General features: G+C 56.4%; 12 protein-coding genes. 5 read left to right on the forward strand and 7 right to left on the reverse strand.

Translation table 11 applies throughout. The features are described from left to right. The 5 genes from CWM66_RS00590 to CWM66_RS00610 all read right to left on the reverse strand — a co-directional run bounded on the left by CWM66_RS00590 (nt 1) and on the right by CWM66_RS00610 (nt 5,962). Nucleotides 1-1,221 (reverse strand): amino acid ABC transporter permease, encoded by a 1,221-nt coding sequence (locus CWM66_RS00590; RefSeq protein ID WP_007375067.1) that lies wholly within the window; start codon nt 1,219-1,221, stop codon nt 1-3. Between the two features lie 58 nt (nt 1,222-1,279). Continuing rightward, a complete protein-coding gene (locus CWM66_RS00595) occupies nt 1,280-2,326 on the reverse strand; it encodes an amino acid ABC transporter substrate-binding protein (RefSeq protein WP_007375066.1) in 1,047 nt (348 codons plus the stop codon). Between the two features lie 156 nt (nt 2,327-2,482). After that, a complete protein-coding gene (locus CWM66_RS00600; RefSeq protein WP_007375065.1) occupies nt 2,483-3,238 on the reverse strand; it encodes a sulfite exporter TauE/SafE family protein in 756 nt (251 codons plus the stop codon). A gap of 11 nt (nt 3,239-3,249) precedes the next feature. After that, nucleotides 3,250-4,572 (reverse strand): MmgE/PrpD family protein, encoded by a 1,323-nt coding sequence (locus tag CWM66_RS00605; protein WP_107146120.1) that lies wholly within the window; start codon nt 4,570-4,572, stop codon nt 3,250-3,252. A gap of 25 nt (nt 4,573-4,597) precedes the next feature. Further along, nucleotides 4,598-5,962 (reverse strand): MmgE/PrpD family protein, encoded by a 1,365-nt coding sequence (locus CWM66_RS00610; protein WP_107146121.1) that lies wholly within the window; start codon nt 5,960-5,962, stop codon nt 4,598-4,600. Nucleotides 5,963-6,216: 254 nt separating this feature from the next. Here CWM66_RS00610 and CWM66_RS00615 point away from each other — a divergent pair, with 254 nt between their 5' ends. The 3 genes from CWM66_RS00615 to CWM66_RS00625 all read left to right on the forward strand — a co-directional run bounded on the left by CWM66_RS00615 (nt 6,217) and on the right by CWM66_RS00625 (nt 9,853). Then, nucleotides 6,217-6,864 (forward strand): GntR family transcriptional regulator, encoded by a 648-nt coding sequence (locus CWM66_RS00615; RefSeq protein ID WP_007375062.1) that lies wholly within the window; start codon nt 6,217-6,219, stop codon nt 6,862-6,864. Nucleotides 6,865-6,968: 104 nt separating this feature from the next. Further along, a complete protein-coding gene (locus tag CWM66_RS00620; protein WP_035885714.1) occupies nt 6,969-8,210 on the forward strand; it encodes a diguanylate phosphodiesterase in 1,242 nt (413 codons plus the stop codon). 71 nt (nt 8,211-8,281) lie between these two features. Next, nucleotides 8,282-9,853: a GGDEF domain-containing protein gene (locus CWM66_RS00625; RefSeq protein ID WP_072438822.1), complete on the forward strand. Its 1,572-nt coding sequence runs from the start codon at nt 8,282-8,284 to the stop codon at nt 9,851-9,853. Nucleotides 9,854-10,018: 165 nt separating this feature from the next. Here the strand turns inward: CWM66_RS00625 and CWM66_RS00630 are convergent, their stop codons facing one another. Further along, entirely contained in the window at nt 10,019-10,912 is an 894-nt protein-coding gene (locus CWM66_RS00630; RefSeq protein WP_007375059.1) for a LysR substrate-binding domain-containing protein, read from the reverse strand. Between the two features lie 101 nt (nt 10,913-11,013). Between CWM66_RS00630 and CWM66_RS00635 the strand changes: the two genes are divergently transcribed. Next, nucleotides 11,014-11,343, forward strand: coding sequence for a YciI family protein (locus CWM66_RS00635; RefSeq protein ID WP_007375058.1), 330 nt, complete (start codon nt 11,014-11,016; stop codon nt 11,341-11,343). Nucleotides 11,344-11,345: 2 nt separating this feature from the next. Here the strand turns inward: CWM66_RS00635 and CWM66_RS00640 are convergent, their stop codons facing one another. Further along, complete coding sequence (locus CWM66_RS00640; protein ID WP_007375057.1) at nt 11,346-11,768, reverse strand: GNAT family N-acetyltransferase; 423 nt, start codon at nt 11,766-11,768, stop codon at nt 11,346-11,348. Nucleotides 11,769-11,874: 106 nt separating this feature from the next. On the opposite strand from CWM66_RS00640, the gene CWM66_RS00645 reads away from it, so the two are divergent. Next, entirely contained in the window at nt 11,875-13,656 is a 1,782-nt protein-coding gene (locus CWM66_RS00645; RefSeq protein WP_187775363.1) for a thiamine pyrophosphate-requiring protein, read from the forward strand. Nucleotides 13,657-13,682 lie beyond the last annotated feature (26 nt).

Below are 13,682 nucleotides of genomic sequence, written 5' to 3' on the forward strand. Positions count from 1 at the left end.
TTAGCGCTCTTTAATGGCGACGTAGCGGTTAAACAGGTTCATCAGCAGTGAGGTCGTTCCGCTGATGATGAGATAGACCACCATCATAATGGCGATCGCCTCCAGCGCCTGGCCGGTCTGGCTCATCATGGTGTTGCTGATATTCGCCAGTTCCGGATAGCCGATAACCACGGCAATCGAGCTGTTCTTCGCCAGGCTGACATACTTGCTCGCCAGCGGCGGCACCATCACCCGCATCGCCTGCGGGATCACCACATGACGCATCACGTGCCACGGCGAAAACGACAGGGCGCGCGCCGCTTCCAGTTGGCCTTTCGGTACAGACTGAATGCCTGCGCGAACGATCTCGGCGATATAGGAAGATGAGTAGAGTGCAATGCCAAGCAGCAGGGCAGTAAACTCCGGGGTGATATTAAACCCGCCGCGGAAATTGAAACCGCGCAGCGCCGGGCGATTCAGTTCATGCGGTGCGCCGCACAACCACCAAGCCAGTAATGGCAGGCCGATAATCAGCGCCAGCCGAATGCGCCCGGTGGGCAGCATTTTGCCGTGGCGCTCACGCCAGCGGCGCGCCACCAGCGAAAGCAGCAAACTGAGCGCACAGGCCACCAGCAGTGCAACAAAAGCCCACAGCCAGCCACTGTGAGCGGCCGGCACGGTAAAGGTTAATCCACGATTGGTTAAAAAACCGCCCGGCAGCGCAATCGCGTCACGCGGTGCGGGCAGGTTGCGGATCACCATCGACCAGAAAATCACATGCAAAATCACCGGCACGTTACGCAACATTTCAACGTAGGTGACCGAGATTTTCACCAGCAGCCAGTTTTTCGAGACGCGGCCAATGCCGACGATAAACCCCAGCACGGTTGCCAGCACAATGCCGCACAGCGTCACATACAGGGTATTAAGCAGGCCGACGGCAAGTGCGCGGGCGTAACTGTCCTGCGGCGTGTAGTTAATCAGTGTTTCGCCAATGGCGAACTGCGCGCTCTGATGCAAAAAACCAAAACCGGTCGCAATGCGCTGCGCATGCAGGTTCGCCACCACATTGCTGTAGAGCCAGTAGCTAAAACCCGTTAACAGCAGCGCCAGCAGCAGCTGATAGCACCAGCTACGTACGGTTTTGCCGCCGAAAAAGGTGAAAAGGCGAAACGCGGCGGCCGGTTGCGTGGTGGCAGACGCCATCACCGTAGCACCGGAGTTGTCAGACTGTTTCATCATTAAACGTTGTTCTTAGCGGGGTGAAAGGGGCTGCCCCCGGATGAGGACAGCCTTGCGGTTAGCGGATCGGCAGACCGTAAAGCAAGCCGCCTTTGTTCCACTGATTATTTAAATCACGAGCCAGCGGTTCGGGGCTGTTGGGGCCAAAATGACGGTTGTAGATATCACCATAGTTGCCCACCTGTTTGACGATGTTGTACACCCATTTGTCATCGAGGCCGAGTTTCTGACCAAAACCGCCGGTCACGCCCAGCAGTGCCTGGACATCCGGATCGGTGGACTTCAGTTTTTCGTCAACGTTGCCCTGGTTGACGTCCATCTCTTCGGCATCAAAGGTGGCGTAAACCACCCATTTCACAATGTCGTACCACTGGCTGTCGCCTTTACGCACCGCCATCGCCAGCGGCTCTTTTGAGTACATCCCCGGCAGGATCACGTGATCCTGCGGCTTGTCAGTATCAAATGCCAGAATACCCGGCAGCGCCACTTTATCGCGGGCAATCACGTCACAGCGCCCGGAAAGATAGGCCGCCACATACTCTTTATTGTTCTCGATAACCACCGGGGTGTAGTGCAAATTGCGCGAACCGAAAATCTGCGCCACGTTACGCTCGGTGCTGCTCGGCGTGACACAAACGGTTGCGCCGTCGAGATCTTCAATTTTCTTCACGCCGCTATTGGCGCGCACCATAAAACCGGTACCGGTATAAAAGTTAGGTGGCGCGAAGCTGATGCCCAGCGCAACGTCATTGGTTAATGTCGCCGTCGTATTACGCGACAGCACGTCCACTTCGCCGGATTGCAGCGCCATAAAGCGTTGCGCCGTCGACAGCGGGGTGAAACGTACTTTTGACGGATCGCCAAATACCGCCGATGCCAGCGCGCGGCAGAAATCAACATCCAGGCCTTCCCACTGACCTTTGCTGTTGATGGCGGCAAAACCGTGGCGGGCAGGGTGAACACCGCAAACCAGTTCACCACGGGCTTTGATTTTCTTCAGGGTATCGCCATTTGTAACAGGGGCATTTTCCGCCTGAGCAGGCATCAACAAACTGCCCAGCGCCAGCAACAGAACTGACGCAGCAAGATGGGTTCTTTTCAGCATGGGCTATCCTTTTTAAAAGTGGCTATCCGATTAATTAACTGTATTTATTACTAGTTTTACTCGCGTGTCCGTTTGTATACCTATGTTCGCCATCCATAGCGCATTTAGCAAAGAACGAATTTAGTAAAGCATATTCACACGCGACCGAAGGCATTATTACCAGCGCTGTACACCTTGCCACAGCAACTGCGCACTCAGCAGGATCATGGTCAGGCGGAACAAAATGCGGAACAGCCGCTCCGGCACATTATCCAGTACCCGCGTTCCCAGCCAGGTACCAAGCGCGCCGCTGATAATCATCGCCGTCAGCACGGGTAACCAGTTGGCCCAGGCAAATCCCATCACCCCGAATGCCAGAATTTTCAGCCCGTGTTGCAATACCATACAGGTTGCATGGGTGGCGATCAGCGGCTGGCGTTTCAACCCTTGCGAGCTGATAAGCCCGGCCACCATTGGCCCGGTTGCGCCAACGATCATCGTGCCCAGACTACTGATCCCACCGCCGATGATGAAAAACGGACGGCTGAGCGGTTTTTGTTCGCCACGTTTGCGCAACACCGACCAGAGAATAAACAGCCCCAGCGCAATGCGCGCAACGCTGTCCGGGATCACCGCGGCCACCGGCGCGCCAACGGCAATGCCGACGGCGCAACCAAGCAGAAACCACAGCACCAGCGGCCACACGACATGCAGGCGCTGGATCAGGGTCCGGCTCAGGTTTGAACCGAGTTGCACTAAACCATGCACCGGCATCAGGCTGCTGACCGGCATGCCCAGCCCCATGATCGCCAGCAGGGCCGTACCGCCACCCAATCCCATTGCCGCTGTCAGCGCCGAGGTGAGGAAACTGCAAAATACCATCACTGCCGCAAACATCGGTGTGATCTCGGGTGGAATTAACGTCAGGCCCATTTTGCGTCCCGTTAGCGGAAATCATCGTGCAGCAGGCGTTGATAGAGCGCCTGCGCGGCTTCTTTCGACAACACGCGGCTGGCGCAGTCAAGAAACTTCTGTTCAATCAAATTATCCGGGAGCGGAATAGCCGGACTGGAACCCCGCGCTCCGGCGACACGCCGTATAAACTCACGCCCGTCGGTGGTGGTAAGCGTCACAAACGCGCTATGGGTGATCTCTTCATCATGACGCTCCAGCGTCACTTTGCGCATTAACGTTTGCGTGGCCGGATCGGCGAACAGCGCATCATCAATAAAATCATCCAGCGTCAGCGAACCGGTAACAAACGCCCGCGCCACGCAGTAGTGCAGGCTGAACTTTCCGGCCAGCGGATTGACCGGCTCAGGAATATTGATATGCGGAAAACGAATCGGGTGAACCTGCACGGCGATCCGCTCAACCTCGTGCGGTTGCAGGCCGGTCTCTTCGCGTAATGCCAGCACACCATCAAGCGGTGATAAAATAGCGTAGCAGCAGGGGAGGTATTTGTAATTATTGCTTTTCACGGTATCGAGAATAAAGGGCGTTTCATTCCAGCTTTCGGTCAGCGGTAGCGAATCCACATTCTCCACCCCGTTGTAAACATGGAAGTAACCCTGGTGTTGTTCAAATGCGCGCTGCCCGGCGGTAAAACCGCTTTGTGCCAGTTTGCAGGCCATGACTGCGCTGCGTGCCGCCTGACCTACCGCCAGCGCTTTGGTTTCACTGCCAAAATTGGATTTGATGCCACTGGCCAGCGACGCGGTAATCGACAGCGCGGTAGCAGTCTGCTCTTCATTCAGCGCGAGGATCACCGCACAGGCGGCAACGCCTGCAAATACCCCGACCGTGGTCGTCGGGTGCCAGCCGTGACGATACTGAAAAGGGCTGACTGCCTTGCCCATGCGTACCGCCGTTTCATAGCCCGTAATATAGGCGCGCAGCACCGCATCGCCATTCAGATCCCGTTCATCCGCCAGCGCCAGCAGCGCAGGCAAAACCGCCACGGAAATATGGCCGTGCAGCCATGAATTAGAATCATCAAAATCGAGCAGATGAGAAGAGACGCCGTTCAGCAGCGCGGCATCCAGCGCGTTCAGTTTCAGGTCGGTGCCGAATACGCGGCTATTGCCGCTGGCGGCACCCGGAACAATAACGCTGCGCAATTTTACAGCGCCTTCCTGAACGCCACCGGCCAGCGTCACGCCGAGCGTGTCAATAATCGCGGTGCGTGCCTGGGCATACGCCGCCTGCGGGAAAGCCTGCCGGGAGAACGCCAGCAAATTACCGGCAAGTTGTCGGGCAATGGTCATGATAATGTCCTGTACCAAAAATGAATCAGTTATCGCCGGCCAGCAGTCCGGTGATCAGCGCCAGAGAACCCGGGCGCTCAAAATGTGCGGCAGCGTCATACAGGGCAGCGCTACGTGCTGCACCGAGGACGGGGATAGTCAGAGCGTCAAACTTGGCGCGTAGCTCTTCATCGCTCAGCGGGTTTTGCGCATGTCCGCGATAAACATCAGTATGTGCGTGGATAACCGAACCGTCATCCAGCCAGACATCAATAAATGCCGAGCTGGCGGATTGCCCGTCCACCGCCTCAATCTCCAGCAGCGGCAGCAGGGCGCGCGGGCGGGGATCGTCAACCGTGGTCTGGGTGAAATCGGTGTCGGTCAGCGCATAACCACTCAGGGCAAGTGTGATGCAGTGTGGAATACTAAATTTACTTTCCAGCGGCGTGCGGGGATTCATGATCCCGGCATTCACCATCCCCATCGGGTGGACTTTCGCAGTGATACGGGTGATTTTCCGCCCCTGTAATTGCGGATAAATTTTGCGCGCCGTTTCGATGGAGGCATGCGTGCCGCGACAACTGGCGTACAGCTTGTAGCCATTGGTCAGCAGTTCCCAGCTTTCGCCGAAGTCGAGGGGAGGGATCTCGGCGCTGCCGTCCTGGATAAAGATTTTTACCCAACCATCCGCTTCATAAAAATGGTGTGCAGCGACAAAATCTTCAGCCGCCAGTTGCGCTGCGAGAATGCCATCCATTGCCGCTTTACCGGCGTGGAAAGGTTTGCCGTGCGTACCAGACGATTTCTGCAAACCGCCCATCATGGTGGCTGCCGCGCCGAGCGCATTGCATACCTGCTCTGGTGAAAGCTGCAAAATTACCGCAGCAACGGCCGCGGCACCGGCGCGTCCGACCACGGAAGTGGGATGAAAACCACGGCGCTGCAGATTACGCCCGACACCAGGCACCCAACCGCCGCCAAGTTTCGCCATCACTTCAAAGCCCGTAATAAATGCCAGCAGCACCTGCTCTTCATCCAGCGGATATGCCTGCGCCATCGCCAGCGCAGTAGACCAGCAAGGGCCGCCTGGATGACCTGCGCCAGCAGGGTGGGTATCGTCGTAATCGGCGGCATGCGCCATGGTGGCGTTAATCAGTGCGGCAAGCGCGGGAGTGGTTGTACCGGAAAGGAAAATGCGCGATTCGCCGGAAGCATTCCATGTTTTCGCCACCTTGCGAACTGCATTAACCGCATCATCATTAACGGCGCCGAGCGCGACGCCAAGAAAATCGATCAGTGCGCGTTTAGCTTCATGTCGCACGGCTGGCGGCACACTGAGTTGGTTAGCATGGCTAATAAAATGGCTTAACTGTTTTCCGCGGGTTAGTTCAACATCTGCATTATTTGTCATTGTGAAACAAGATTTCCCTGGTATTGGCTTACAAATAAAAATGTCAGAAATTCGTTTTGTCTTTTATTGAATTCATTTGTATACAATGAATATAAATTAAACATAGCAGCCATCAGATAAACGTCAAAAGATAATTTATGGATAAGCTCAGAACAAAAAAAGCAAAAGCGTTACCTTTCCTGTGGCAAGATGCTACGGCAGGGTGCACAGCCTTAATTAAGGCCAATAAAGAACAGTTAAACGGAGCTAAAAACGTGAAATCGACGGGTCGCGACGCGGGCTTGACGCCTTTTGAAATATTGCTTTCCGCCATTGAGGCAGGGGAACTGCAACCCGGAGAACGTTTGCAGGAAACGCGGCTGGCGGAGCAGTTTGGCCTGAGCCGTACGCCCATCCGTGAAGCGCTGCACCGGCTGGAAACGCTGGGTCTTGCCGAACCCGGTCCGCAACGCGGGCTGATCATTGCGCATATCAGCTATGAACGTCTTCGCCAGTTGTTTGATGTGCGCGAAGGGCTGGAACGTCTGGCAATGGATCTGGCGGTTGCCGCCGCGTCGGAGGAAGAGATTGCGCTGTTGCAGGAGATGATCAACAAAGAAGCGACGCTTACCGACAGCAAAGCGCTGCACGATCATAACCGAATGTTCCACCGCCAGATTTACCGCGCCACGCACAATCCCTATCTGAACGAAATGCTGGATAATTTGCGCATCCATCTGTCGCTGTTGCGCGGCACCACCTACGAGCTAAAAGAGCGGGCCGAAGAGGCAAAGCGCGAGCATCAGGCGATTGTTGATGCGCTGGCGCGCCGGGACCGCCTTGCCGCACAGGAAGCGGCTTGTCAACACATTCGTAACGGTTATCGTGCCCGACTCACCATTTTAAGCCAGCGAGAACGCTAACAGAATGCCCCTTAATCAACGAACTGAATGCTTTCAATCTTGCTAAGATCGCGCGATTGCATCATCTAATCGTTTTTTTCCAGGCATTCTGAGGGTAGCTTCTCGTGTTAGCGACTTTGATTTACCGTAGCCGCCTGAATCACACATTAGATCCCTCTCAACTGACTGCAATTGTCGAGCGAGCAAATCTGCGCAATTCACAGTTGCAGGTCACGGGGATTTTACTGTTCGATGGCGATCATTTCTTACAGGTTCTTGAAGGGCCGCTGACCGCAGTGAATGTGGTCTATGAGCGCATAAACCGTGATACCCGCCATAGCAATGTGGTTGAATTATTGCGTGATTATGCGCCGCGCCGCCGGTTCGTCGATCGCGGCATGATGCTGTTTGATCTCTGCTCGATGACAGCGCCCGCCGTTCTGCGCGCGATTCTGCGTTTTGGCACGCTGAAGTATCAATTGGCGAGCAATGATCGGGTTTACAAATTTATCCGCAATTTTATCGCCTCGCCGAAGAGCAATGGCGGGATACGCAATACCGAGCCGGAGCAGTGGTCTTTCACCATTAAAAGCCCACCGTTCGCCAACGCCAGCGCGCCGATTACTGAAGGCCAGCCGTGTCAGTTCGCCTTCCAGCCGATCATTGAACCGCTACGCGGCAATATCTCTTCGCTGGAAGCGCTGATCCGCGGTCCGAACGGCGGCAGCCCGCAGGAGTATTTCGCCACCATTGCGCCCAACAAGCTGCATGAAGCGGATCTCGCCTCCAAAGGCTGGGCGCTGGCAATGGCCAGCCGCCTGGGAATTGGCAACCACAAAGTGGCCATTAATTTGTTACCGATGTCGCTGGTGAAAATTCCCGGCGCGGTGGACATTCTGCTCAACCACATCACCCGCAATCATCTCAATCCAGGGCAAATCATCGTTGAAGTGACGGAAGATGAGGTGATTTCCGGCTACGAAGAGTTCACCTGGGCCATTCGCCAGCTTCGCGCCGCCGGAATCGGCCTGGCGATCGATGATTTTGGTTCCGGTTTTGCCGGGCTGTCGCTGCTGGCCAAATTCCAGCCCGACAAACTCAAAATCGACCGCACCATTGTCACCGACATTCATCTGCACGGCCCGAAGCAGGCGATTGTGAAAGCCATTCTCGATTGCTGCGCCGAACTGCAAATCACCGTGGTGGCTGAAGGCGTCGAAAAAATCGAAGAGTGGTGCTGGCTGGAAGCGGTAGGCGTTCAGCGCTTCCAGGGATTCCTGTTTGCCCGCCCGGTACTCAATGGCGTTTCCCCCATCAACTGGCCTCAACGCATTTCTCCATCGCTGACGAGCCGCAAAAAAGTCTGAGTTATTTGGTTTATAAATCATCGTGCTTCTATGATTAATTACAGATCGGGAGACGTGATGAAGGGGAGACGATGAATTTCAGGAAACGGGTCGCACGTGGGCTGGCGCTCAACTCTTCCCTGGGACGTAGTATTACATTCTGTATGGTTGCGCTGCTGGTGGCGGGTATCGCAACCAGCGCATGGACACTGACCCGCTCATGGCAAAAGGAAGTGGCGGATGCCGAACGCGAAGCCATTAACTTATCGGTTTCGCAGGCGCGCCAGGCTGAAGACACATTTCTGCAGGCAGAAACGGCCCTGCGGGATATCCGGCGTAATCTGCCCGCCACGGGCCTCAGCGACATCAATAACCATCAGTTCAATAACTATCTGTCAGAACTCCAGCAACATATTCCACAACTGCATGGACTCATGGTCTACGATCCGCAGGGCAATATGATCGCCACGTCGTTTGGCAAAATTCCGGCACAGTCCAACAACAGTGACCGCGAATACTTTATCTATCATCGGCGTAACGGCCACGGCAGTATTCATATCGGGCATGTGATCCGCAGCCGTTCGACCGGCGATCTGGTGATCCCGGTTTCTTTACGCATCAGTGACAGCGCTGGCGGCTTTACCGGCGTACTGTTGGCAACGGTGAAACTCGACTATTTCCGTCATTTTTATAGCTATTTTGAGCTGCAAAACCGCGATCTGCTGGCGCTGTTAAATACCGACGGCAACACCCTGTATGTGCGCCCGTTTGCGGATGATGTGATTAACCGTAACCTCTCTGCCAGCCCGCTGTTTACGCAGGAACTGGAGAAAAAAGATCGCGGCAACGGCACCTGGGTTTCCGCGCTGGACCATGTTGAGCGCATTTACGGATTTGCGCGGCTGGAGCGCTATCCACTGGTGGTGGCCGCAGGCTATGACAAACCGGCGCTGTGGGCGAACTGGGTGAAAGAGAGCCTACCGGATCTGGTGCTGAATATTATGCTGCTGCTGGGTACGCTGCTGATGGGAGCGATTATTTTCCGCCAGGTACGCATGAACGTTCGCAACCAGAACGAACTTGCCGAACTGCGTGATGAACTGACCAGCATCAACCACACGCTGCAACTGATGGCGCTGGCAGACGGGCTGACCGGCCTGGCCAACCGTCGGCAGTTTGATCTCTTTTTAGCAAAAAGCCTGAAAGCCTCTGCGCTGAAGCAAAAACCGGTATCACTTATCATGATCGATATCGATTATTTCAAGCACTATAACGACTATTACGGCCATGTTGCTGGCGATAACTGCCTGCGGGCGGTGGGTGAAATTCTGCATAAACTGCAGTTGAACACGCGCGATCTGATTGCCCGCTACGGCGGTGAAGAATTCGCCATTATTCTGCCGGATACCGGCCCGGAAGCGGCGCTTTTCGTCGCACGCCAGGCGGTTAACATCGTACGCGGTGCCCAAATACCGCATGAGCAAACCGGCGGCACGCACGGCACGCTGACCATCAGCGCCGGGTGTTACAGCATCACCGCCGAACTGAACACCGACGAAGCGCAGCGGCTGAAAGAGGGCGCGGATAAGGCGCTCTATCAGGCGAAAGTGCAGGGGCGTAACCGTGCGGTAGCGGCCAACGAAGCGATGCTACAAAAGGCATAAACGGATGCCAGACGAAACCATCGTATAATCAGGGCCGATTAAATCAGAAAGTGTTACCCATGTGACCGGTTCATATACCACCGCAGCCCCGTAATCACTGCTACTACTGCGAATAATTGCGCGCCGCTGGTTTTCCTCACTCCGGAGGGCGTTTTCCCGAGCGGCTCAGGGAAAGCGGGCGCACAGCTCATCAATTAGCACCCGTAAACGGGTTTCGCCTGCGCGGCGCGGGTCATACAGCAGATGCATGGCTTTTTGCGGAAACGCATACTCCGGCAGTAAACGGACAAGTTCACCGCGGCGCAGCGGTTCAGATAATGCCAACTCGTAGCCGAGCAGCACGCCGCCGCCGCACAGCGCGGCCTCCAGCATCGCGCCCCAGTCATTGATCGTTAACGAACCGCTGACCTGAACGCCCCCCCGATCATCACCATGAGTAAAAGGCCAGTGGAAGGCGTTGTCGTGCAGCCAGGGCGTAAAACCCAGGCAGTTGTGTTGTTGTAGTTCGTCGGGATGTTGCGGCGTGCCCTGTTTTTCCAGATAGCGCGGCGAGGCGCAGGCAATCAGGCGGTAGGGTGAAAGCGGTTTGGCCACCAGCCGCAGGGAAGGCGCCAGTTCTCCAATGCGGATCACGGCATCAATGCCATGTTCCAACGGATCGATCAGCGCATCCGTCAGCGTCAGCTCCACGCGGAGTTGCGTGTAACGTTGCAGAAACGCCGTCAGAAACGAGGCCAGCGCGTAGCGGCCAAAAGTGACGGGAGCGTTCAGCCTGAGCGTGCCGGAGGGGAGCAGCGCCGTCCCGCGCGCGGCCCGCTCGGCCTCGTCCAGCGCATCCAGTATGGCTACGCAGCGGTAGAAATAGTCCTGCCCGGTAGGGGTTATGCTCTGTTTACGCGTCGTGCGGTTTAACAGCCGCGTCGCCAGGTGTTGCTCCAGCGCCGCAATGTGGCGCGCCACCATTTGCGGAGAGAGGGTTAACGCCTGTGCCGCCGCGGCAAAGGATCCTTTTTTCACCACGCTAACAAAAACGCGCATTCCGGTGATTTTATCCAGCATTCACTACTCCTGGTTGTTTCTGAAGCCATTACCAGCCCATTTTAAATACCATGAGGGATGACTACACTCGATTTTCACTGAGCAGAGAGGAACATCATTGAATGAATGTTTATACCGTCACTATGTCACACCCGGACGGCAGCGGGTGGGATACGCATGTCCGTGAGCATGTGCTGTACCTGAAAGGGCTTATCAACGCGGGGAAAATCATCGCCTCCGGGCCGATAAAAGGCGCGGCGTTGCGCAGCGGTTTTATCCTGTTTCGCGCCCGCGACATCAGCGAAGTGAAAGCGATGGTGGAAGCCGATCCCTTTTCCCGCGAGGGGCTAATTGCGTCGCTGGAGATCGCGCAGTGGGATCCGCTGTTTGGCCAGCTTTCGGCATACTCCAGCGGAACCGCACCTGAGAATTTGCAAGATCTGGCGGGTTGACATCAGGCCAGTAAATCTTTGGTCAGGTAATGACGCTGCATCCCTTTATGCGGGAAATCCGCCAGCGTCATCTGCTCCTCAAACCCCAGTTTTTGGTAGAAGGGCAACGCCTGAAAGCTGAAGGTATCGACCAGCGCGTGGCGACAGCCGAGCGCCAGCGCTTCCTGCATGGCCCGCAGCAACAGATCGCGCCCCAGCCCGTTGCCGCGCTGCGATTCATGCACCCAGAGATAATGAATATTGAGCCATTCCCCTTCCTGGCGGGCAATCACGCCCCCCTGCATGACACCGCTGTCGTCGCGGAAATAGACTGCCAGATGCGACCACTCGCTGAGATTAACAAACTGCTGATTGTAACGCCGTAGCCCGGCAAACAGCTCGCTCTGGTCCTGCTCAGTCACTTCGTGCTTAACGATAAGATTCATCCGTTTCTTCCTTATTCCCGCGTTTGTTCAGCGGATAACCGCCAGAGCCGCGCCTGGCATCGTCTACCTTTAAAGACTGTTATCCACGCGCAAGGAGAACATTTCAGTGAGCATGAAAACAAGCGATTTCTTTGTCAAACGCCTGAAAGAGTGGGGCGTAACGCGCATTTACGGTTACCCTGGCGATGGCATAAATGGTGTGCTCGGGGCAATCCAGCGCGCCAACAAAGCCGGGGACGGCATCGAATTTATCCAGGTACGCCATGAAGAGATGGCCGCGTTTATGGCGGTCGGCCATGCCAAATTCACCGGTGAGCTGGGGGTCTGCTTATCGACGGGCGGGCCAGGCGCCACGCATCTGTTAACCGGGCTGTATGACGCCAAAATGGATCACGCCCCGGTACTGGCGATCAGCGGCCAGGCAGAAAGCACCGCGCGCGGTGCCAGTTATCAGCAGGAGATGAACCTCGACCGCGTCTTTGCTGATGTGGCGAATTTCGTGCAGGAAGCGGCATCACCGGCACAGGTTCGCCATCTGGTGGATCGTGGCGTGCGCATTGCCATTGCGCAGAACGGCGTTGGCGTGGTGATCCTGCCGAAAGACATTCAGGATGAGGAGTGGCAGCCACCGGCGCATACGCACGGGTTTACCCACTCAGCTGCCGGTTATCAGCGCCCGCGCGTTATCCCGCATGATCGCGATCTGCAACGCGCAGCAGAGGTGCTGAATGCCGGGAAAAAAGTGGCCATTCTGATCGGCGCGGGCGCACGCAATGCCGCCGTGGAAGTGGTACAGGCCGCCAATGTGCTTGGCGCAGGCGTCGCCAAAGCGCTGCTCGGTAAAGACGTTCTGCCGGATGATGCGCCGTTTGTCACCGGCTCGATTGGGCTATTGGGAACGGAGCCTTCCTGGAAACTGATGCAGCAGTGCGACACGCTACTGATGATCGGCAGCGGCTTCCCGTGGACGGAGTTTCTGCCGCCGGAAGGCCAGGCGCGCGCGGTGCAAATTGATATCGATCCGGCGATGCTCGGCCTGCGTTACCCCTGCGAGGTGGCGCTACACGGCGATGCCGCAGAAACGTTGCAGGCGCTGTTGCCGTTGCTGACGCACAAAGAAGACCGTAGCTGGCAGGAGGAGATCGCCCGTCAGGTTCAGACATGGTGGCAGGTGATGGAGCAGCGCGCGATGGCACCAGCCAGGCCGGTAAACCCACAGCGCGTGGTGTGGGAAATGTCGCCACTGCTGCCGGAAAACGCCATTGTGACCTCCGATTCCGGCTCCTGCGCCAACTGGTTCGCCCGCGATTACCGTGTGAAGCAGGGGCAGCGCGCGTCGCTCTCTGGCGGGCTGGCCTGTATGGGCGCGGCGGTGCCGTACGCCATTGCGGCGAAATTTGCCGCGCCGGAAAAACCCGTCGTGGCGCTGGTCGGCGATGGCGCAATGCAGATGAACAACATGGCCGAGCTCATTACCGTGCAGAAATACTGGCAGCAGTGGCAGGATCCACGGTTGATTATCTGCGTCTTCAACAACCAGGATCTCAACCAGGTAACGTGGGAGCAGCGAGTGATGGAAGGCAATCCGCGCTTTGAAGCCACGCAACAGGTGCCGGATGTTCGCTATGCCGAGTTTGCCCGCTCACTGGGCTTGCAGGGTATTTTTGTCGATACGCCGGAGGCGCTAAGGGCGGCCTGGCTACAGGCATTGCAGGCAGATCGCCCGGTATTGCTGGAGGTGAAAACCGATCCGGAAGTCGCGCCGTTACCGCCGCATATCACCCTGAAACAGGCCAAAGCCTTTATGGCCTCGATGATGAAGGGCGATCGGGGCGCGGTGCAGGTTCTAAGCGATACAGCCAGCCAGTTGTTCCACAAAAAATCGTAAAAAAACCGGGCGCTGATGCCCGGTTT

Source organism: Kosakonia sp. H7A, from assembly GCF_003028445.1.
Lineage (GTDB): Bacteria > Pseudomonadota > Gammaproteobacteria > Enterobacterales > Enterobacteriaceae > Kosakonia > Kosakonia radicincitans.

What these genes read in the sequence shown, in the direction of transcription:
- CWM66_RS00590 (WP_007375067.1), bottom strand. Translation starts at nt 1,221, where the DNA reads ATGATGAAACAGTCTGACAACTCCGGTGCTACGGTGATGGCGTCTGCC.
- CWM66_RS00595 (WP_007375066.1), bottom strand. Translation starts at nt 2,326, where the DNA reads ATGCTGAAAAGAACCCATCTTGCTGCGTCAGTTCTGTTGCTGGCGCTG.
- CWM66_RS00600 (WP_007375065.1), bottom strand. Translation starts at nt 3,238, where the DNA reads ATGGGCCTGACGTTAATTCCACCCGAGATCACACCGATGTTTGCGGCA.
- CWM66_RS00605 (WP_107146120.1), bottom strand. Translation starts at nt 4,572, where the DNA reads ATGACCATTGCCCGACAACTTGCCGGTAATTTGCTGGCGTTCTCCCGG.
- CWM66_RS00610 (WP_107146121.1), bottom strand. Translation starts at nt 5,962, where the DNA reads ATGACAAATAATGCAGATGTTGAACTAACCCGCGGAAAACAGTTAAGC.
- CWM66_RS00625 (WP_072438822.1), top strand. Translation starts at nt 8,282, where the DNA reads ATGAATTTCAGGAAACGGGTCGCACGTGGGCTGGCGCTCAACTCTTCC.
- CWM66_RS00630 (WP_007375059.1), bottom strand. Translation starts at nt 10,912, where the DNA reads ATGCTGGATAAAATCACCGGAATGCGCGTTTTTGTTAGCGTGGTGAAA.
- CWM66_RS00635 (WP_007375058.1), top strand. Translation starts at nt 11,014, where the DNA reads ATGAATGTTTATACCGTCACTATGTCACACCCGGACGGCAGCGGGTGG.
- CWM66_RS00640 (WP_007375057.1), bottom strand. Translation starts at nt 11,768, where the DNA reads ATGAATCTTATCGTTAAGCACGAAGTGACTGAGCAGGACCAGAGCGAG.